The sequence below is a fragment of the Marinomonas spartinae genome, from assembly GCF_016461715.1.
GTDB lineage: Bacteria > Pseudomonadota > Gammaproteobacteria > Pseudomonadales > Marinomonadaceae > Marinomonas > Marinomonas spartinae_A.
On the sequence record NZ_JAEMUI010000032.1, the window covers coordinates 20,022 to 41,545 of the forward strand.

Here is a 21,524-nt window from a genome sequence, read left to right on the forward strand (position 1 = left end):
AGCCGCGGCGATGAGTGATTACCCAATCGTTCGTGCCGCGGCCGCCCAGATTTCTCCTGATTTGGAGAGTTTGGCCGGTACGCTGCGCAAAGTACTGAATATGATTGATGAAGCGGCTGAGAGCGGTGTAGAGCTCATCGTTTTTCCTGAAACCTTCATGCCTTATTACCCTTATTTTTCGTTTGTGCTACCGCCTGTTAGCCAAGGCCCAGAGCATCTACGTTTGTACCAAGAAGCCGTTGTTGTACCAAGTGCGACAACAGAAGCCATTGGTCACAAAGCCAAAGAGTGTCAAATGGTGGTCGTCGTCGGTGTGAATGAGCGTGACAACGGCAGCTTATACAACACTCAATTGGTGTTCGATAAAACTGGCGAGCTGATTCTGAAGCGTCGCAAAATCACACCGACTTATCATGAACGCATGATTTGGGGGCAAGGTGATGCCTCTGGTTTAAAAGTGGTTGATTCTGCAGTAGGTCGAATTGGTGCTTTAGCGTGTTGGGAGCATTACAACCCATTGGCGCGTTACTCATTAATGGCACAGCATGAACAAATTCATTGTGCGCAATTTCCTGGATCATTAGTTGGCCCTATTTTTGGTGAACAAATGGACGTCACCATTCGTCATCATGCCTTAGAGTCTGGCTGTTTTGTGATCAATTCCACCGGCTGGCTCACAGAGGAACAAATTCAAAGCATCACTCCAGATCCAGCCATGCAAAAAGCCCTAAGAGATGGCTGCAATACCGCGATCATTTCTCCAGAGGGCAAGCACCTTGTTCCACCCATGACTCAAGGCGAAGGTTTTATCTATGCGGATTTGGATTTTCGTTTGATCGACAAGCGCAAACGCATGATGGATTCCGTTGGGCACTATGCGCGTCCTGAGCTTTTGAGCTTACAAATGAACGCTCAAGTATCGCAATACGTTGCTGGTTTGCCCCAGTCTATGTCAGACACTTTTCGTACCTCAGTGTTACCTGAATCATTCAATGGAGGAGAGTTACATGACGACACAACTGAAAATGAAAGCATCTCAATTCCTAACTGATTTACAAACTAAAGGCTTGCGTTTGACCTCGTTGGATCAGGAGCACGTTAGCCGACGTGGTGGTGCGGGTCCATCCGATCATCAAGCGATCACAGTGGATGGCACGACGTTAATGGTGCCGATTTATACCCAAACTGCATGGGCATCACCGTTTACCTTGTCTGATGAAAGTATGGGTAAGGTAACCGATGCAGCACAGAATAAGCCTGTCTCTCAATTGTTATCGAACAGTATTCCGCTGGCCGATGTGACCTTTGCCATAGACCCTGAGTTTTACAAATTATCCACTGCTGATGGCATTCCCTATTCACATATTGCTACCTTGCACAGCACCGATGTGCTTGCCACCACGGTATTACAAACGTGTATTCGTTACGAAAGCCGTCGTAAAGCATGTCAGTTTTGCTCAATTGGTCAGTCGCTAAGAGCAGGGCGCACCATTGCTCATAAAACACCGCAACAATTAGCCGAAGTGGCAAAAGCGGCGGTGGAATTAGATGGTATCAAACATATTGTCATGACCACAGGTACGCCAGCGAGTGCAGATCGTGGGGCAAAAGTCATGTGTGAAAGCGCCAAAGGTATTAAAGCCGTGGTTGATGTGCCCATTCAAGGTCAGTGCGAGCCACCGAAAGATCCTGTTTGGTATCAACGCATGAAAGACGCGGGCATTGACTCGTTAGGTATGCATTTAGAAGTGATTACCCCTGAGTTACGCAAAACCATCACACCGGGTAAATCTGAAGTGTCTTTGGAAGAGTATTTTCAAGCCTTTGAGGACGCAGTGGCGGTGTTTGGTCGAGGCCAAGTGAGTACTTATATTCTGGCAGGCCTTGGTGACACGGAAGAAACGATTATCGGCACCTGTCGCAAGCTGGTTGCTATGGGCGTTTATCCTTTTGTGGTGCCCTTTGTACCGATTTCCGGTACGCCGCTAGAAGATCGCCCTGCGCCTACGGCCGCTTTTATGGAAGCGGTATTGCAACCTTTAGCACAAGAATTAGTGAGCCTCGATATGACTTCTGACAAGGTGAAAGCCGGCTGTGCCCGTTGTGGTGCTTGCTCGTCTCTCTCTCGATTTGAAAAGGAGGCTGCCGATGTCACTGTCTAAACAAGGTCGTGTATTCCAAGTGAAATGGGCGACGAATGCTTGGGAAAGAGAGCAAGCCAATCGCATTCGTCGTGAAGTATTCTGCGAAGAGCAAGGCCTGTTCAAAGAGCATGATCGAGATGATATTGATCGTATTGCGCAGCCATTGATTGTCACCACGTCAATTTTAGGGATGCCAGAAGAAGTGGTGGGCACCGTGCGGATTCATCAACCTGAACCAGGACTGTGGTGGGGTTCTCGTTTGGCAGTGAAAAAAGCCTTTCGTCGGCAAGGAGTGTTGGGCGCGAGTTTGATTCGCCTTGCTGTGTCAAGTGCCAATACTTTAGGTTGTCATACTTTTCTAGCAGCGGTGCAAGAACAGAATGAAGTGCTCTTTAAACGGCTGCACTGGGCAACGACAGGGTATCAAGATATTCATGGCATGAAGCACGCCAAAATGCAGGCCGATCTTGAGCATTATCCACCATTGAGCCAGCCATCTTTAGGCTTTTGGGTTTCTGGTCGACCAGTTAAGGCGACAGAAGTCAGCCCGTATTTGTTGGGCTTAGAGCCAAACCTGATCAAATCCGATCTAGCGCACGGTGTTGGGGAGGCGTCTTATGCTTCAACAACTTATTGAGACCGTTCGTAACTACCCTGGTGTGGTATCAAAGGTTGCTTTAGCGCCTGTTATATCTTCATTTGAAAAGCGCAATGAGTCGGGTTTTTCAAATGGCGATGATACAGCGGTGCTGAAAAGCGCCAACGGTTATGACTTATTTGCGATAGAAGGTTTTCTGCCAGATTTTGTCGCAGAGGACCCTTGGTTTGCAGGTTGGTGTGGCGTCATGGTTAACGTCAGCGATATTGCTGCCATGGGCGGTCGAGCAAAAGCGGTGGTGAATGCCTTGTGGAGTGCGCAGGACGAAGTCAGTTCACAAATTTTTGCGGGTATGAACGCAGCATCTACGACTTATGGAGTGCCCGTTGTTGGAGGTCATACCAGTCATAACAGCAAAACCACACAGTTAGCTGTTTCGATTTTGGGTCATGCCAATCAAGTGTTAACCAGTTTCGATGCCAATACAGGGGATGCCATTGTGGTTGCGATGGATCAGCGGGGCGCTTTTCGCGCGCCGTATCTTAATTGGAATGCCACGACGAACGCCCCCGCTGACCGTTTGCGAGGCGACCTTGAATTACTGCCGCGATTGGCTGAAAAAGGCTGGATAACAGGCTGTAAAGACATCAGCCAAGCGGGACTGTTGGGCACCTTAGCTATGTTTATGGATTGCTCACAAAAAGGTGCGGATGTGTTTTTAAAGCAGATTCCCAAACCTGATCAAGTTAGTTGGTCAGATTGGCTGTGCGCTTTCCCAAGTTTTGGTTTTGTTATGACTTGCCCAGTAGACAAGGTAGATGATGTGGTGACGCTGTTTCAGTGTCGAGACATTCATGCTGCCGCGATTGGCCAAGTAACAGATCGACCCTCCATAGAGGTGATAGACGAAGGTCAAAATGTCACCTTTTGGGACTTTAGACAAGCGGCCTTTTTAGGTTTTCGACAAGACAAGCAAGATTCGCGTGAAGAAGAGAGGATGTTATGCCTGTAGTGCAATTTGAAGTGGTTTGGCCGGATGGTAAAACCGAAGCCTGTTACTCCCCATCCAGTGTCATTAAAGAGCACTTTAGTGTGGGAAAGGATTATCCATTAAACGAATTTTTAGCGACCAGCGAAACAGCGCTCAACGCGGCGAGTAATCGTGTTCGTGAGCGTTTTGGCTATGCCTGTTCCAGTGCCATGGATCAGCTCGGTGTCATCAAGACACGCTGCGCCAGCTATGAAACAACACCTAATGCATCTGTGAAAGTTACACGATTTATCGATTAGAGGAAACTATTATGTCTACTGCACAAAACAGCCAAGCCACTCATTATTCCGTATTAATTGTCGGCGGTGGTCAAGCCGGTTTGTCCATGAGTGCTTGCTTGCAAGAGCAAGACATTGACCATCTGATTTTTGAAAAAAATACCATGATGCACAGTTGGAAAACCCAACGCTGGGATTCCTTCACCTTGGTGACACCTAACTGGCAATGTGAACTGCCAAACCATCCTTATGATGGAAATGATCCAAAAGGCTTTATGAAGCGAGAAGAGATTATTGGCTATTTGGATCGTTTCGCGGCCAAAGTTCAACCACCGATTTTGGAAGGCGTGAGTGTTGAAAAAGTCAGTAAACTGGATAACGGTCAATTCCATGTAGTTACCACAAAAGGGGAGTTTACCAGTGACCAAGTGGTGGTTGCCTCTGGTGGTTACTTGAAGCCGATTATTCCTCGCATGGCAGAACGCATTCCAGAAAGCGTACTTCAGATTTACTCCAACCAATATAAAAATTCACAGCAATTGCCTGATGGTGCGGTACTGGTGGTAGGGTCCGGTCAATCCGGGGCGCAAATTGCTGAAGACTTGCATATTGATGGTAAAAAAGTGTTTCTTGCAACGGGCAATGCTCCGCGTGTGGCACGCCAATATCGTGGAAAAGATGTGGTGGAGTGGCTTGATGATATGGGCTACTACAAAATTTCAGTGGATGATCACCCATTGCGTGAAGGGGTTCGTGATAACACAAATCACTACGTCACAGGACGCGATGGCGGCCGAGAAATTGACTTGCGTAAATTTGCCTTGGAAGGTATGGAGCTGTTTGGTTTGATGGAAAACTATCAGGACGGTCAATTGATTTTCAAACCAAATCTAGTGGCGAACTTAAACGCTGCTGACGATACCTACAAAAACATTAATGCACGCATCGATGCTTATATTGAGAAAAATGGCATTGATGCCCCCGTTGAATCTCCATTTCAGCCTGTTTGGGAACCACAAGAGGAGCGTGAAAACTTGGACTTAGCCGCTTCTGGCATCACCAGTATTATTTGGTGTATTGGCTTTTCTCCCGACTTCTCTTGGCTTGATTTGCCTGTTTTCAACGGCATGGGCGCGCCAGTGCATCGCCGTGGTGTGACAAACGAAAAAGGTGTGTATTTTATCGGTTTGCCTTGGTTGTACACTTGGGGGTCAGGACGATTCTCTGGCGTGGCGGCCGATGCGGCGTATCTTAGTAATGTGATTCGTCAGGCTGTAGAAGAAAAAGAATTGACTGAATCTTTGTCTGAGGTGTCTTGATATGACAGAAAAATCAATGGATTTCGTTTCTGTCTTGCAAGACTACTTTATTGGCATGCCACAGCTATCCTTGGGTGGTTTAAGTGAAAACTGGCTACTCAAAGAATGTGGTCATCAACATTGGCTTGCGTTGGCAAAGCGCCTTGATTTACCTGCTCCAAACTTTGTCGACCAACAAGGTCGGCATATGTACGCCGCGTTTCTAGTGGTAAAAATCAGTAATGCGGCATTACATCTAGTGACTGAAAACAGCCGACTATGGATAAAGACATATCTGACGCGCGTCTCACTGTCTCGTTCTTATAGTTGTCATGATCTTTATCTTGAAGGATCTGATATCGAAGAGCAGTGCATTGCTCAAGTGGAATTGTTATCCAGTTTTGTGAGTCGATCCGAGCTTGGCAATAATCAAAGTGCCGCTCGTGGCGAAATGGCGAAGGGCAGTTGGTCTGTCTGCGAGGTGGCAAGCCAAATGATGTCTCTGCACAAAGCTGGGAGAGCCCTGCCTGATGACGCCTTATCAATGGGTAATGGATTTTTTGTTTATCAACCTTGCCCTTATGCGGATTTTAATGGCGCGGATTTTTTATATTTCGCGCAATTTCAAGCCGTAATGGATCGCGCAGAGCGCTTTTTTCAATCTGATTTGCAAGGGCAAAATCATCCTTCTAAACGAAACAGCCTGGCCTTGTGGCAAACGGTTGAGCGCACCATTTGCTACTATGGCAATATCAATTTAGATGATGGAATAGAAGCCAACTTGTATGCCAGGCCATCTACAGATAGAGAGACATCGGTGCTGAGTCATTATGGACGACTTTATCGTCAATCAGATCATGCTTTGATCGCCAATGTCCTCACTCGAAAACGTTATATGGATCATCCTCTCGCTAAGTTTCAAGAGAAGCAAGGTGGCAGTCAATCTTTAGCCGATAAACGCTCCACAAATGTGGGGGCAGAATCATGAAAGTGGCTTCATTTGAAAAGATTGAAGGAGTGTATTCGGTGGCACCCGAAACGGCTGGCTCTTGGCGTAATGCTCATGGCAAAGCACCATTTGTGCGTGGATCTTATGAAAAAATGTATCAACAAAAACTTTGGACGATTCGCCAATATGCAGGGTTCGAAGGAGCTCTGGAAACCAATGCATTTTTTAAGCGCGCCTTGTCACAAGGGCAAACGGGCCTATCGGTGGCGTTTGATTTGCCCACGCATTTAGGCTTTGATTCGGATCATGCTCAGGCCTCTGCTGACGTGGGCAGAACGGGCGTTGCCATTGATTCAGTCGAGGATATGGCGGTGCTATTTGATGGCATTGATCTTGGCAAAGTCAGTGTGTCGATGACGATGAATGGTGCCGTGTTGCCTATTATGGCGTGTTTTATTGTGGCTGCTGAAGAACAGGGTGTTTCACCGGATAAGCTTAGCGGGACCATTCAAAATGATATTCTTAAAGAATACATTGCTCGCAATACATACATCCACTCACCGGATTTTTCCATGCGTGTGGTCTCCGATGTGGTCGCCTATTGTGCTGAACAAATGCCATGCTTTAACAGCATGTCGATTTCGGGTTATCACTTTCAAGAAGCGGGAGCATCACCAGAGCTTGAGCTCGCCTTAACGATGGCCAATGCGCGGGCATATTTAACTCACTTCCGGCAGCAAGGCATTGACCTTGAATTCATTGCTAAACGCTTGAGCTTTTTCTTTGGTCTTGGCATGAGTTTCTATAAGGAGGTCGCAAAGCTAAGAGCGGCGCGCTTATTATGGAGCGAATTATTAGACGAATTTGGCATTCATTCTGACAGTGCGAAACGCTTGAAAATGCATTGCCAGACCTCGGGTGTATCACTGACCGAAAGCTCACCACTCAATAATATCGTTCGCACTACTGTCGAAGCGATGGCGGGCGTGTTTGGTGGGACACAATCCCTACATACCAATTCTTATGATGAAGCGATTTCTTTACCTTCGGATCAAGCCAGTAATGTGGCTCTTGATACCCAGCTAATTTTGCAGCATGAAACGGGCATTGGCGATGTAGTTGATCCTTGGGGAGGCTCCTACATGATGGAAAGTGCGACCCAAAGCATGATCGAGTATGTGCGAAATTTACAAATCAACATAGAGGCTGAAGGTGGTGTTTTGGCGTTGGTGACATCTGGCCAATTAGCCGATTTTATCCACCAACAAGCCTTACAAGCTGCCATAGATGAAGAAGCGTTAAACAAAAAGATTGTGGGTAAAAATTGCTATCTAAGTACGCTAGCATCTTCCCAAAATGTACGAGTGATTGCATCAGATAAAACGCGCGTGCAACAAACAAAAAAACTCGCTCAGTTAAAATTAAAACGAGATGATGGTGTTGTTAAACATGCTTTGCAGGCGTTACAAGCCGCGGCGAGAACTCAGCAAAACCTGATGCCTTTTACTATTGCTGCAATCAGAGTCAGAGCGACAGTTGGGGAATGTATCAAAGCACTAACAGATGAACAATCTCGCTATAAAAAATCAGAACATATCGAAGTGGTCTCATTTTGTACTCATCTTGATATTGATATAGTTGAGCGCTATCAAACCTTGTCTAACCAGTTAGGTCGACCACTCCGATTTCTGATAGCTAAAGTAGGGTTAGACGGCCACGATCGTGGTGCAAAAGTCATTGTCTCACTCCTTCGAGATCTTGGTATAGAAGTGGATTACCTGCCAGTTTTCTCAAGCATTGACGACATTATCCAGCAAGATTCGATGCACTTATACGATGGGATTGGCTTGTCGATTTTATCAGGAGCACATATCCCTTTTATCAGACAAATTAGTCAAACTGTCCGCGATGATTGCCCCATTTTTGCCGGTGGCGTGATTCCTATCTCAGACAAAAACGTCTTAGAAAAGATAGGTGTTGATGCTGTTTTTACGGCAAGGAATAGTCTCAATGATATCGCTGCTAAGCTGTTAACGATTCTTATTAATTCGTTAAAAATCAATGTCAGTCTTAGCTCGCAATGTAGTGTTAGAGGATGATAGATATGAAAGTAAACTCTTTTTTTCATCAAGCTCTTGGTCATCAAGTGATTGAAAACCTATCGTCTCCCGCTTTTATTAATTGCTTAGGGTCAGGCCGAAATAAAGGTTTAGCCTTTGTGAACAGCGCCATGTTGAAGGCATTGGGCTATACATCGGCTTCTCAGTTAAAAGGTAAACACCTTACTACGATTTTAAACGAGGTTCAGCCAGGGGGCAGAACCCGTGATGAAATGATGGAAGAAGGCAAAGTCCAGCTGAAAAAATATCAATATTGGCGGGGAGGCTTAACCTATAAAAAAGCAGATGGAGGCACTTTTACTACATCCGCCATTGTGACGTTAAGTATGGTTGGAAAGACACCGTACACCATTTCAATTTTGGAAAATAAAGAACTGCTGGAAGGTTTTACCAATCAATTTAAAGACGATGTAGAAAGTGTTGCCAATGATATTAATGATTCTGCAGCCAACCTCAATGCGTCATCTGAACATTTAGTGACAGCGATTCAAACAACACTAAAAGAGGCCCAGCGAACCTCACAGATAACCGACACCTCAGCACGTAACATTCAAACGCTTTCAACCTCGGTTAGTGAGCTTTGGGAAGGGTCGCAAGTGATCTCTAACAAAATCTCTCAAGCAACGGACGCTTCTTTAACGGGGGTCGAAGAAGCTGAGCGTTCTGATGCCTTGATTCAGAAAATGTCGTCTGCGGCAGTAAATATTGGTGAAGTGATTGGCTTAATAAAATCCATCGCGGATCAAACTAACTTATTGGCCTTGAATGCGGCGATTGAAGCAGCCCGAGCTGGCGAAGCAGGGCGCGGTTTTGCTGTAGTGGCGTCGGAAGTAAAAAATTTGGCGTCACAAACATCACAAGCCACCGACAGTATTTCGGATCAAATTGAATTGGTTCGCATCACAATAGAGCAAACAATAAAAGGGTTAGAAAGTACTTCGGTGATTATTAATCAGATTAATAATATCTCTCAAGAAGTAGCTGACGATGTTCAGGTTCAAAGAGAGTCGACTAATAATATCCGAGATAGTTTAAAGAGACTGGTTCATCAAGCTGAAGATGCTAAACAGTGTTCCAGTGAAATTTTTCATCAAGCTAAAAATGTCAATGATGAAGCGTTACAGATGAGTAGATCTGTTAAATCTCTTAACAGTCAAGCTAAAAATCTAAGGGATAAAGCAACAGTTTTTGTTAATAAGATTTTGCAAAGTTCATAGGTGTGTGTTTATAGAAAATATTAATTAAAGTAATTTTCTAATTTCATTTTCATTTCTTCGATCAATAATTGAGTCAATAGCGCTAGAAATTAAGGATATGATGGATGGTATTTCTGTTCGATTTTTAGTGCTTTTTGACCATATAAAATACCTAGTTAATCTGATACCTTCGAGCTTATGGAAAACTATGTTTTCATTTTCGAAATGTTCATAAGCGATAGAGTAGGGTAACACAGACCGGGCTAGGCCATTCTTTATTAGGGTGATAATATTTGGAGCTGAATATATTTCATGGTTAGGGGTACCTTTATCTTTATATACTCTGGCGTTATTTTTAATTATATCTCGAATTAAATGGTCTTGAGAGCTGACAATAAGAGGTACTTCTAACTCTTTATTAGTAGGATATATATAATAGAGTGGCTCATCCCATAACCTAACTGAATCATATTTAGCAGGGCTTATGTACCCTGATATTAACGCACCAATAATTTCGCCATCGTCTATTAGATTGCTTAACCCTAAAGTCGTGCCCTCTTGAACCTTCATAGGAAACCTTGATTGGTTATCTCCTATAAGTTTGAACAGCTCTGGTAAAATTAAATTGCTTAAAGATGGTGCAATACCAATACTGTATAGATCTTCTTTTACTGAAACTGTGTCACTTTGTCCATGTTGAAGACCAGAGAACGTACCACTAATCGCATAAGCAAGTTTAAAAAGTTCATTGCCCGAATCTGTCAGCTCAATTCCTTTGGGGGATCTGATAAATAAAGTTGTACGCATTTGAATTTCTAAATTTTGCATTCTTCGACTAAGCGTAGGTTGGCTAATGTGTAATATTTTAGCCGCTTTATTAATGCTCTTATGACGTGCCACTTCTTTGAAATAGCGTAGCTGATGTGCGCCAATGTCCAATTCTTAAATTCCTATATCAAAGTGTGAATCTTTTTAAAAGCAATAAATATGCCATCAATTTTTTGATATTAGGTTTGCAAGTTTTTGCTTTTATTTTTTTGTGCATCTATTTGGTGCGTTGAAATTAATTTTGTTCCAAAATTGGTCGGTTTTGTTTTTTTAGGGTTATGCGCATAAAGAATAACTGATTTATAAAAAATAAATTTATACTCGAAAGCATGTGAAATAAGTTCTAAATTTGAGGTGTGCATTTGAGTCTTACAGATAAATATATAGCAGGAGTTGTTCAGGCGGCACCTATCTATTTGGATAAGGAAAAAACAATAGCCAAATCGCTTGCTTTAATCGAAGAGGCTGCTCAGAAAGGCGTTAAACTGCTGGCTTTTCCTGAGCTTTGGTGTCCTGGTTATCCCTGGTGGGTTTGGTTAGGGGGGATGGCTTGGCAAAGACAGTTTATGATTGATTATTTCAACAGTGCCATCGAGGTTAATGGTCCCGAAATTCAGATCATTAAAGAGGCGGCTAAGCAGTACAATATGATAATTGTTTTTGGCTATTGTGAGCGCGAGCATTACACGCTTTATATTTCGCAAGCCATTATTGGTAGTAACGGAGAAGTATTACTCAATCGACGTAAGATAAAAGCGGCAAGAACAGAACGCCATATTTTCGGTGAAGGAGATGGTTCTGGGCTAAAAGTTCAGCAAACAGAGCTGGGTCGTATTGGTGCTTTATGTTGTGGTGAGCACTATCAACCTCTCATTAAAACTGCAATGTACTCCCAGCAAGAGCAAGTACATATTGCTTCTTGGCCATCCTTTAGCATGTTAAGAGGAAAAGCTTTCAGAACCGGCCCTGATGCAGCGGCTATGGCAAGTCAGTTATATGCAGTTGAAGGCCAAGCTTTTACATTGGTCTCAACTATGGTTGCCGATGAACTAATGGTTAATCGAGTGTGTGACTCCCCTGAACGGCGAGAGGTTATGACGTATTTAGGGCAGGAAAAAAGCGGAGGACGTTCGATGATTTTTTCTCCGGATGGAGAGCCGATGTGCTCATATGAAGAAGAAAGCTTTGAAGGCGTTTTGGCCGCAGAAATAGATCTTAACATGCTGCACTACGCTAAGACCTCGGCCGATACATTGGGGCATTGGGCAAGGCCAGACATCGTAGGCTTAAAACTAGATTTATCTTCACATTCAACATTTGTCGTTCATGAAGAGGTTGAGGCATTAGATGATAAGCAAGGAGCCGACGATGAAAAATAATATAAAAGTGGCAGCAGTTCAGGCTGCCAGTCAATATTTCGATACCAAAAAATGCATTGATAAAGCAATTTCATTGATTCAGCAAGCTTCAGTAAATGGTGCTGAGCTTATTGCCTTCCCAGAGTTGTGGGCACCAGGCTACCCATGGTGGATCTGGTTAGATTCCCCGGGCTGGGGTCTGCAGTTTGTCGAACAATATCGTCGCAGTTCGTTTACGCAAGAGTGTCCAGAGATTATGCAGCTCTGTACAGCAGCACAAGAAGCCAATATTTATGTGGTTTTTGGTTATTCTGAGCTCTCTGGTGGCAGCTTATACATGTCACAAATGACAATCGATAATCACGGTAATATCGTTGCTAACCGCCGTAAATTAAAGCCATCTGGGACTGAGCGCTCTTTGTTTGCGGAAGGAAACGGACACGATTTAGTTGTAGTAGATACTGAACTTGGGCGCTTGGGAGCTTTATGTTGCTGGGAACACATTCAACCACTTTCAAAGTATGCTTTGTTTGCTCAGCATGAAGAAATTCATGTTGCTAGTTGGCCAGCCTTGAGTTTAGGGAGAGGTGTTCGCTATGCAACGAGCCCAATGATGACTTCTTCAATAAACAGTGTTTATGCCCTAGAGGGAGGGTGTTTTGTGATTGCTCCCACTGCCGTGAATGATCAGCATGTAATTGATTTACTAGGTAATGATCCTGAAAAAATTAGCATGATGGGATTATCTGAGATTTGTCCTGGCGGCGGCGCTGCCGCCATTTATGGCCCCGACGGCAGTAAGATAAGTACTGACTTGCCCGAATCAGAAGAGGGGCTGGTGTACGCAGAATTGAAACGGGATTTCATTATCTCTGCGAAAGCGGCAACAGATGTGGTTGGGCAATCTGCCCGGCCGGATGTATTAAGCTTACATCTCCATCGATAACTCGTTTTACCCTTTTAAATAAATCTGAAATCAGAAGAAGGACGGCTTAAATGTATTTGAGCCGCCTTTAACTATTCTTTTAATTTTCATAAAGAGTGAATGATATGGAAGCGACAGTTTTAAATAGAGTCAATTCAGGCTCGTTTGAATCAAGATTGTATCGAAAATTAACATTAAGAATAATGCCCATCATATTTCTAATATTTCTATTGTCCTTCTTAGATAGAGTCAATATAGGCTATGCGCATATCCAATTGAAAAATGAGCTTGGCTTAAGTGATACGCAGTTTGGCATTGCAGCAGGAATTTTCTCATTATCTTATTTGATTTTCGAATTTCCTTTATCAATGCTGTTTCCACGAATTGGTGCAAGAAAAACATTGTTAAGAATAACATTTTTATGGGGGATAACATCTTCACTTGTCATGTTTGTGAACAGCGCTAATCAATTGTATGTCTTGCGCTTCATATTGGGAGCATTTGAAGCGGGATGTTTACCAGCTGTGTTACTTCATATTCGAAATTGGTTTCCTGTTCATAAGCGAGGAAGTGCCACAGGTTTGTTTATGCTGGCAACAGGCGTCGCAATAATGATTGGTGGACCATTATCAGGTTGGGTAATGGTAACATTTGACGGCTATATGGGGCTGAGTGGTTGGAGGTGGTTATTTCCTGTTGAAGGATTGCCAACGGTGGTTGTGGGCATCATTGCTTATTTTATTATCGTCGATAAGCCAAAAGATGCATCATGGCTATCAGATAGAGAAAAGGAATTTTTAATAGCTGAGTTAGCAAAAGAAAAACTTGCGCTGCATGAGAAGTCAGGAATTCTGCATGCTCTTAAAGACAAAAATACTGCGGTATTTCTGTTGATGCTTTTCTTTGCCACGTCGGGTGGCTATGCGATTAGCTTCTGGCTACCTACTATGATTAAAACCTTAGGGGTAGATAGCCTTATAAGTATCGGTTGGTTATCAGCCATTCCTTCTCTTTTCGGCTGCCTTGGTTTTATTTTCTATGGTTATATTTCAGATAAATTTAACAAGCCTAAAAGCATCTTCTCAGTTATTTGTCTTGTGGCAGGTGTTTCATTTATTACATCCTTATTTGTCAGCCAAAACCTAACTTTAAATCTAATGCTTTTATCACTAGCAAACTTCTGTATAAGTGGTGCGATTACGGTATTTTGGACGATACCGACGGCTTATTTTAAGGGAGATAAGAATAGTGGCACAATCGCTTTAATAAATATTGGTAATATTCTGGCGGGTATGTTGAGTCCGGTTATTATCGGATTTGTGAGTGCGTCAATGGGTAATGTCTACTATGGAATTACAGTGATAGGAATTGGGCTTATTATGGGGGCTTTAATGGCCAGGATATTAGATTTGCGAAACTAAGAGATAAAAATATCTTGATTAGGTTACTGAATAAAAGCCTATAGTTACCCCATCATTAACTTATTAACGAATTGTATTTTGAAAATAAAAAACGATTTACATGGAGGATATTTAGCTGGAGTGTGCGCAATGCTAGCGTGCTTAGGTCCACTAAGTATCTCATTTTATACCCCTGCCATGCCAATTATTGCCAAAGAATTACAGGTCTCTTCTAGCATGATTGGCTTATCATTAACGATTTTTTTAATGACTTTTGGGTTTAGTCAGCTTATTTCTGGCTCAATCTCAGATTATAAAGGGCGTCGTCCTGTCATACTTATATCACTTATCTTATATTTCATTGGAAGCATGTTTTGTATTGTATCCTCAAATATTGATTTATTGATGGTTGGGCGGTTTTTACAAGGTGTGGGGGCGGCAGGATGTGTTGTTTTGGCAAGGGCGCTTATATTTGATCTATACGCTGGTCAAGAGGCGGCAAAACTTATTAATCTCACATCACTGATATTGATTGTTGCACCTGCTATGGCACCATTTTTTGGCGGTTTGTTATTAGAGTCAGCTAGCTGGCGAAGTGTGTTTATCGTTTTATGCTTGCTATCACTGTGTTCTTTTCTTGTTGTATATGTTTTTTTGCAAGAAACATTAGCCCCAGAGATGAAGCACAAGAGCAATGAAAAATCGGTAAGTGTGTATATTTCGATTATTAAGCGACGTGGATTTCTATTTCCAATTCTGTCAATTGGCTTGATCACAGCGAGCGTGTATACCTTATCAACAGCATTACCTTTCATCATTATTGATCGGTTTCATGTGTCACCTGTGAATTATGGCTTGATGATGATGTCTCAAGCTGGCTCCTTTGGCATTAGTACCTTTTTAACACGTAAGTTGTTAACTAAGTGGAATGGGGTTGTTATTGCACGTATTGGTTACGTCGTTGTTTCCATCGGTGCCGTCATTTATTTTATTCAATTTGGTCTCATTGATGTTTCACCAGCTTTGCTCATTGTGGGGCTGTCGTTTCTAGCCTTTGGTAATGCGATGGTTAACCCTGGTATGATTGCACAAGGTTTTAGTTATACGCCGGACGCTAGAGGGGCTGCATCGGCACTACTGGGGACTTTTCAAATAGGCGGTGGCTTTATTGGTTCTTTAAGTGTGACGTCTTTATTTGATGATTATACACATGCGGTTACCACTGTTATTCCTATGTTGATTTTCCTTTCGTTTTTACTGTTTCGACTTTCTAACAAACAGACTACATTAGAATGTAACCGATCAGAGGAGCGCAAAGGCTTTAAATAAGAATATTATGGCTCTGAAAGTGCATTCATAATGAGTTCGCGAAACCAACGATGGGAGACGGATTCGTTGTGACGTGATTGCCAATGTAGGGCAACCTCAAAGGTGGGGACCTCAAAAGGCAAATCGTAAAGGGTCAATTGATTATTTTCAGCAAAAAAAAGTGCAATGCGATAGGGGAGTATGGCCATTAAGTCGGCTTTTGCTAATACGGAAGGCAGGATCAAAAAGTGTGACACTTCTAGGCTGATTTTGCGTTTTACTCCCATTTGGGCTAGCACTTCTTCTGAGGCTCCATGGCCTAGGTTATGAGTGACTAGCGTATGTTTGTGTGCCATAAAGCATTCCATCGTTAGCGTACTCGATGGTAGGGCATAACGGTTGTGGAGGACGCAGACATAGTGTTCTTCAAAAAGAGCATACCGTTGTATGTGAGGCCCCTCTAAGGGACGGCTACAAATAACCGCGTCAACTTTTCCTGAAGACATCCACTCGTCGACTTTGTCTATTTCCAGTGGAATGACTTTCATTTCAATATTGGGCGCTTCGATTTGAAGACGAGCCACAATCGCAGGCAATAGCGCCATTTCTCCTAAATCTGTCATGGCTACGCGAAAGCGTTTATGAGAGACCGCAGGATCAAACGTCTGAACATTAGCAACGGTGTTTTCTATCATACTTAAAGAATGACTCAGTTCTTCGTATAGCTGTTGAGCGATTGCCGTAGGTTCCATGCCATTTTTATTGCGAATGAAAAGACGGTCCTTGAATAGATCGCGTAATCGGGACAGCGCGTAGCTAACGGAAGGCTGCGTAACGAATAACTGATCGGCGGTTTTTGTGACGCTCCGTGTCTCATACAGAATCACAAAGGTGCGAATAAGGTTCAGATCAATGTTAGACATAATAAATAGTATCTATTTTTATTAGAAAAAATATCGATTTGTTCAATTAAAGCAGGCGAGCTAAGGTAAATCAATCTTGAATTTTCTCTGAGAGCAGGTCTATGAAAACAGTACACTCAACAACCTATGCCTTATTACGTAAACATGGCATGTTTAAAGTCTTTGGTAACCCAGGTTCAAACGAACTGCCTTTTCTAAAAAATTTCCCAGAAGACTTTGAATACATACTTGCACTTCATGAAGGCGTGGTAGTTGGGATAGCCGATGGTTACTCTTTAGTAAGTCGTCAACCTTCTCTGGTAAATCTACATGCGGCATCGGGCTCTGGTAATGCCATGGGGGCATTGACGAACGCATGGTATTCCCATTCTCCGCTCGTTATTACCGCTGGACAGCAAGCTCGCTCCCTCATTGGTGTTGAAGCCATGCTATCTAATGTGGATGCGGCGCAACTACCAAAACCCTTAGTTAAATGGAGCTATGAGCCATCTTGGTCTGGTGATGTGCCAAGAGCGATTAGCCAGGCCATTCACATGGCAAATCAGCCAGCAAAAGGGCCTGTGTACGTCTCTATCCCTCATGACGACTGGGATCAAGAAATTGAAGATGATGCTATGTTGTTAGCCGAACGCGATGTCACCACAGCGGGTTCACCTTCTCCAGAGCAGTTATCGTTGTTAACCCAGCGTATTAATCAAGCTAATAATCCTGTTCTTGTATTAGGTCCAGATGTGGATGCTTACTTAGCCAATGAGCTTGCGGTTGAATTGGCTGAAAGAATTGCCGCGCCCGTTTGGGTAGCGCCTTCGGCACCGCGTTGTCCGTTTCCAAATCGCCACCCTAGCTTTAGAGGGGCGTTACCCGCTGCGATTGCTGGTATCTCACAAAAGCTAGCAGGACACGATCTGATTATTGTTATTGGGGCGCCGGTTTTCCGTTATCACCAACATGCACCGGGTCGCTATTTACCAGAGGGTGCTGAGCTAGTGCATATTACTTGTGATCTACAAGAAGCAGCACGAGCTCCAATGGGGAGCGCTTATATTGCGGATATTACGGCCATGTTAGAAGGTATTTTGGCACACATCGAGCCTACAGCGCGGCCGATGCCTCAAGCTTTACCTTTTCCAACACCTTATCCTGTGACAACAGCAGGACCACTAGCGCCAGAAGAAGTGTTTGATGATCTAAATGAATTCGCGCCAAAAGATGCTATTTATGTCAAAGAGTCCACGTCTACCGTTACGGCGTTTTGGCAACGAGTTGAAATGCGTTATCCCGGCAGTTACTTCTTCCCTGCATCAGGAGGTTTGGGTTTTGGTTTGCCAGCTGCGGTGGGCGCACAGCTGGCGACAGATCGTCAAGTTATCGCAGTGATTGGTGATGGTTCAGCTAACTATGGCATTACCGCTTTATGGACTGCAGCTCAATATAACGTACCTGTGGTGTTCATTATTTTGAAGAATGGAACCTATGGTGCGTTGCGTTGGTTCTCTCGTTTGTTGGACGCTGAGACTTCCCCAGGCCTTGATGTGCCAGGGTTGGATTTTTGTGCGATTGCTAAGGGATATGGTGTCGAAGCCATCGAAACGAACACTCGCGAAGCATTTAGAACGGCCTTGCAAAATGCTTTGGCAGCTAAAAAGCCTATGTTGATTGAAGTACCGACGACCACCATTGAACCTTGATAACGGTTTTTTAGGTTGTCTACTGGGAGGAATGTATTTGACACCGCGTAACAAACTTAAATGATTGTAACCACAGCGAAAAATAAATCTAACAAAATGAGTAAGGTGTATTATGAAAACACGTCAACTTTTGATTGCAGGCGAAGCGGTAAAAGCTTCTAACGGTGCCACTTTTCAGCGCTGTAATCCGTTAAGTAAACAGGCGGTCACAGAAGCCTCGGCGGCCTCTGTAGAAGATGCGAAAGCAGCCGTTGCTGCAGCGGCTAAGGCGTTTGAAACGTGGTCCGAATCCAGTGTTGGAACGCGCCGGTCTCTGTTATTGAAAGCCGCCGATCTGATGGAGTCATATCAAGACGAATTTATTGCTTGTATGGTAGAAGAAACCGGATCCACTCCCACTTGGGCTGGTTTTAATGTAATGGTGGCGGCAGGAGTGTTACGAGAGGCCGCTTCTCTGACTAGCCAAATAGGCGGAAATGTTATTCCTTCTAATGTACCTGACAATCTTGCTATGGGGGTGCGCGTGCCTTGTGGTGTTGTGGTGGGAATCGCGCCATGGAATGCACCAATTATATTGGCAACACGGGCCATCGCGATGCCGCTTGCCTGTGGTAACTCCGTTATCTTGAAGGCTTCTGAACAGTGTCCGGCGACACATCATTTGATTGGGCAGGTGTTGGTTGAAGCGGGCTTAGCTGATGGCATAGTGAATGTCATTACGAATGCGCCAGAGGATGCATCTGAGGTAGTCGGAGCGTTAATCGATGCGCCTGAAGTGCGTCGTATTAACTTTACAGGGTCAACGGCGGTCGGCCGTATTATCGCTGAGCGAGCTTCGCATCATATTAAACCTGTGCTGCTAGAGCTAGGCGGCAAAGCGCCATTCCTTGTTTTGGAAGATGCAGATATTGATGCTGCTGTGGAAGCCGCCGCATTCGGTGCTTTTTTCAATCAAGGACAAATCTGCATGTCAACTGAGCGCTTGATTGTTGTGGACAGTGTGGCGGATGAGTTTGCACAAAAACTGGCCGCCAAAGCGGCAAGCTTAAAAGCCGGTGATCCTTTGGACAGTCAGAACGCCTTGGGAACCCTAATCTCTGAAGAGGCTGGGCATAAATTAAATAGTCTGTTAACGGATGCCGTCAGTAAAGGCGCTAAGCCACTAAGCGGTGGCGAAGCAGAGGGAGTTGTAATGCAAGCGACTCTTATTGACCATGTTACCCCGCAAATGCGCATTTATAGTGAAGAATCCTTTGGGCCGATTGTCGCAATGATGCGAGTGAAAGACGAAGCTGAGGCAATTCGTGTGGCAAACGACAGTGAATATGGCCTTTCTGCCGCGGTGTTTAGCCAAGACATAGCGCGCGCGATGAAAGTGGCGAAAAAAATCCAAAGCGGTATCTGTCATATTAATGCGCCAACGGTACATGATGAACCGCAAATGCCGTTCGGTGGCGTGAAAAACAGCGGCTATGGTCGCTTTGGTGGCACCGCAAGTATCGAAGAATTTACAGATTTACGCTGGATGACGGTTCAGATGGGACCAAGACATTATCCAATTTAATTAGGTTATCTAAATGACCGTCATGCGACGGCCATTTTATTGATTTAGGAGTAATGCAGAATGCCGACTCAGTCTGTTAGAAACCATGGGGCATTTGGCCAACAACCACACATAGTGGTGGTTGGAGCGGGAGCAATGGGGTGTTACTTTGGTGGAATGCTGATGAAAGCGGGCCATCAAGTGACATTTGTGGATGTCAATTCAGAGCAAATTGCGACAATCAATCAACGAGGTGTGATTCTTGAAACCGACGATGGTTTGTATGAAATGCCGGCAAAAGCAGCCTTAGCGAAAGACGTCAATCGGTCAGCTGACTTGGTGGTGCTTTTCACTAAAACCATGCATACCATGAGCGCTATGGAATCTATTCGTCATATTCTGACGGATAATACGGTGGTCTTATCTCTACAAAATGGCCTTGGTAATGCTGAGCGAGTTGGGCAATTTGTCAATCCTGATCGCATTGTTGTTGGTACCACGTTAGTTCCTGCGGATTTAAAAGGGGCTGGTCATGTGGCTTCACACGGGCCATCAAGCTCTCATATTATGGATTCAACTCTTAACAACCCTGTTTGGTTGACCGATTTATCAGAAATGTTTAATGAGGCGTCACTGACGACCAGTATTGACCCTGAGATTATGACGGTAATCTGGTCAAAAGTGGCTTTTAATGCCGCTTTGAATGCTATTTGTTCGATCACAGGTTCTTCCCCTGGTGGCTTGACGCCAGCGCCAGCGTTTAAAGCATTAGCGCGAAACGTGGTACATGAAACCGTTGTAACAGGTCAAGCGAATGGTGTGTCATTGGATGAAAGTTATATCTGGAACAATGTGGAAATGGCTATGCGAGAGCATCCCAACCATAAACCTTCTATGTTGCAAGATATCGAAGCGGCACGAGCGACGGAAATCGATGCCATAAATGGTGCAATTGTCGCGGCAGCGGAGAAGGTTGGGCTAGATGCTCCTGTTAATCGCACCTTGGCACAGCTCGTTAAACTTTCAGAACAAGTTGCCAAAAATAAAAAAGCGTAATTTTTCGATTGCGCTAGCGCTTGTTAACGGTTAAATAAAAAACCACCTTATTCGATCAATAGTAAGGTGGTTTTTTATTTGAGTGCATTATAGAAAATGGGATTCCTTGGCACTATTTAGGTCATAGTGTTACTTTCTTGCACTAAAAATGCGCTAATATCACTCACCCCAATGGGGGACTATATTATATTAATCATAATAATAAAAAGTTATTGTATTTCAATGGTTTATTTTTATTTTCATGTGATTTTTTTTGGTACATTTATTGCTTTATTTAATAAATGTTTTAAGAGAAGTAAATCATGAATTCTATGACATTAAGCGAATTTGAGCGACGTGTATCTCGCTCTATTTTGAATCTTGAGTGCATTACTGAAAATGACAGTCAGTTTGAAGGTGGATTGGAAGAGAAACGCTTAGGAGAACTGACTATTTGTAACATTAAAGCCCCACGACATCGCGTCACTCATCGTCCTTTATATTCCGCGCAAGATGGGATAGTGATGACGTCGGTTACGTCTGGTCAGTGCTTTTTAGAGCGTCAGTTTGATCAGTTTGAATTTTCAACCGGATCGGCTTTCTTTTGTCGTTCCAGTGAGTTCTATTCCATTGAAACGTCTGATGGGGTTGAATTAAAAACATTATTCATTCCATATCATAAAATAGCAATATCAAAAAAAATATTTTTATCTAAGTCCAATGCTATTTTAAAGCCGCATATTGATTCTTCTTATTTGCCTTTGGTGAAACCGTACTTGGATGCAAAAATATTACATGAAAAAGCCCCGTCTCATTATTTTCAAGAGAGCTTTTTGAGTTTGATTTCGGGAGTGCTGAGCGCGAATGATGTTAATGATATTATTCCAAGTACAGATCATGTTTTTTATCTTTTAAAAGAAATGATTTCTTTGGTGGAAAAAA

The 21,524-nt window shown here is 43.7% G+C and carries 19 protein-coding genes; 17 read left to right on the plus strand and 2 right to left on the minus strand.

Features of this window, described 5'->3' with window-relative positions; genetic code table 11:
* Positions 1–10: 10 nt before the first annotated feature.
* From JHD45_RS20900 to JHD45_RS20940, 9 genes are read left to right on the plus strand one after another with little or no spacing between them, the layout of a single operon-like run.
* On the plus strand, positions 11–1,051 hold the full coding sequence (locus JHD45_RS20900) for a Nit6803 family nitrilase (RefSeq protein WP_199478489.1): 1,041 nt from the start codon (positions 11–13) through the stop codon (positions 1,049–1,051).
* Positions 1,008–2,162: an MSMEG_0568 family radical SAM protein gene (locus tag JHD45_RS20905; RefSeq protein WP_199478490.1), complete on the plus strand. Its 1,155-nt coding sequence runs from the start codon at positions 1,008–1,010 to the stop codon at positions 2,160–2,162. Before JHD45_RS20900 ends, JHD45_RS20905 begins: the two co-directional genes overlap by 44 nt.
* Positions 2,149–2,781: an MSMEG_0567/Sll0786 family nitrogen starvation N-acetyltransferase gene (locus tag JHD45_RS20910; RefSeq protein WP_199478492.1), complete on the plus strand. Its 633-nt coding sequence runs from the start codon at positions 2,149–2,151 to the stop codon at positions 2,779–2,781. Before JHD45_RS20905 ends, JHD45_RS20910 begins: the two co-directional genes overlap by 14 nt.
* Positions 2,762–3,754 (plus strand): sll0787 family AIR synthase-like protein, encoded by a 993-nt coding sequence (locus JHD45_RS20915; RefSeq protein ID WP_199478493.1) that lies wholly within the window; start codon positions 2,762–2,764, stop codon positions 3,752–3,754. The genes JHD45_RS20910 and JHD45_RS20915 overlap by 20 nt, the downstream gene beginning before the upstream one ends.
* The gene (locus tag JHD45_RS20920; RefSeq protein ID WP_199478494.1) at positions 3,745–4,032 is read left to right on the plus strand and encodes an MSMEG_0570 family nitrogen starvation response protein; all 288 of its coding nucleotides are present in this window, start codon (positions 3,745–3,747) and stop codon (positions 4,030–4,032) included. The genes JHD45_RS20915 and JHD45_RS20920 overlap by 10 nt, the downstream gene beginning before the upstream one ends.
* An 11-nt stretch (positions 4,033–4,043) precedes the next feature.
* On the plus strand, positions 4,044–5,330 hold the full coding sequence (locus tag JHD45_RS20925; protein ID WP_199478495.1) for an MSMEG_0569 family flavin-dependent oxidoreductase: 1,287 nt from the start codon (positions 4,044–4,046) through the stop codon (positions 5,328–5,330).
* A gap of 1 nt (position 5,331) precedes the next feature.
* A complete protein-coding gene (locus JHD45_RS20930) occupies positions 5,332–6,297 on the plus strand; it encodes a Pnap_2097 family protein (protein ID WP_199478496.1) in 966 nt (321 codons plus the stop codon).
* On the plus strand, positions 6,294–8,357 hold the full coding sequence (locus JHD45_RS20935) for a methylmalonyl-CoA mutase family protein (protein ID WP_199478497.1): 2,064 nt from the start codon (positions 6,294–6,296) through the stop codon (positions 8,355–8,357). The genes JHD45_RS20930 and JHD45_RS20935 overlap by 4 nt, the downstream gene beginning before the upstream one ends.
* 5 nt (positions 8,358–8,362) lie before the next feature.
* Positions 8,363–9,595 carry a methyl-accepting chemotaxis protein gene (locus JHD45_RS20940; protein ID WP_233407976.1) on the plus strand — a complete coding sequence of 411 codons (1,233 nt, stop codon included), beginning with the start codon at positions 8,363–8,365 and terminating at the stop codon, positions 9,593–9,595.
* Positions 9,596–9,619: 24 nt separating this feature from the next.
* Here the strand turns inward: JHD45_RS20940 and JHD45_RS20945 are convergent, their stop codons facing one another.
* On the minus strand, positions 9,620–10,513 hold the full coding sequence (locus JHD45_RS20945) for a LysR family transcriptional regulator (RefSeq protein ID WP_199478499.1): 894 nt from the start codon (positions 10,511–10,513) through the stop codon (positions 9,620–9,622).
* Between the two features lie 251 nt (positions 10,514–10,764).
* On the opposite strand from JHD45_RS20945, the gene JHD45_RS20950 reads away from it, so the two are divergent.
* The 4 genes from JHD45_RS20950 (at position 10,765) to JHD45_RS20965 (ending at position 15,414) form a co-directional block, all read left to right on the plus strand.
* On the plus strand, positions 10,765–11,781 hold the full coding sequence (locus tag JHD45_RS20950; RefSeq protein ID WP_199478501.1) for a carbon-nitrogen hydrolase family protein: 1,017 nt from the start codon (positions 10,765–10,767) through the stop codon (positions 11,779–11,781).
* The gene (locus JHD45_RS20955; RefSeq protein ID WP_199478503.1) at positions 11,771–12,706 is read left to right on the plus strand and encodes a carbon-nitrogen hydrolase family protein; all 936 of its coding nucleotides are present in this window, start codon (positions 11,771–11,773) and stop codon (positions 12,704–12,706) included. Before JHD45_RS20950 ends, JHD45_RS20955 begins: the two co-directional genes overlap by 11 nt.
* Positions 12,707–12,810: 104 nt before the next feature.
* Positions 12,811–14,106, plus strand: coding sequence for an MFS transporter (locus tag JHD45_RS20960; protein WP_199478504.1), 1,296 nt, complete (start codon positions 12,811–12,813; stop codon positions 14,104–14,106).
* A 129-nt stretch (positions 14,107–14,235) separates the two neighbouring features.
* Complete coding sequence (locus JHD45_RS20965; protein WP_199478505.1) at positions 14,236–15,414, plus strand: multidrug effflux MFS transporter; 1,179 nt, start codon at positions 14,236–14,238, stop codon at positions 15,412–15,414.
* Between the two features lie 5 nt (positions 15,415–15,419).
* On the opposite strand, the gene JHD45_RS20970 is transcribed toward JHD45_RS20965, so the two are convergent.
* Positions 15,420–16,316 (minus strand): LysR family transcriptional regulator, encoded by an 897-nt coding sequence (locus JHD45_RS20970; RefSeq protein ID WP_199478506.1) that lies wholly within the window; start codon positions 16,314–16,316, stop codon positions 15,420–15,422.
* A 101-nt stretch (positions 16,317–16,417) separates the two neighbouring features.
* Here JHD45_RS20970 and mdlC point away from each other — a divergent pair, with 101 nt between their 5' ends.
* From mdlC to JHD45_RS20990, 4 genes are all read left to right on the plus strand, one after another.
* The gene (gene mdlC, locus JHD45_RS20975; RefSeq protein WP_199478507.1) at positions 16,418–18,004 is read left to right on the plus strand and encodes a benzoylformate decarboxylase; all 1,587 of its coding nucleotides are present in this window, start codon (positions 16,418–16,420) and stop codon (positions 18,002–18,004) included.
* Positions 18,005–18,116: 112 nt separating this feature from the next.
* Positions 18,117–19,568, plus strand: a complete 1,452-nt coding sequence (locus tag JHD45_RS20980) for an aldehyde dehydrogenase (protein ID WP_199478508.1) — start codon at positions 18,117–18,119, stop codon at positions 19,566–19,568.
* Positions 19,569–19,628: 60 nt separating this feature from the next.
* Positions 19,629–20,603: a ketopantoate reductase family protein gene (locus JHD45_RS20985; RefSeq protein ID WP_199478509.1), complete on the plus strand. Its 975-nt coding sequence runs from the start codon at positions 19,629–19,631 to the stop codon at positions 20,601–20,603.
* A gap of 302 nt (positions 20,604–20,905) precedes the next feature.
* Positions 20,906–21,524 (plus strand): hypothetical protein (locus JHD45_RS20990; RefSeq protein WP_199478511.1); only part of this gene is annotated, 619 nt, incomplete at its 3' end.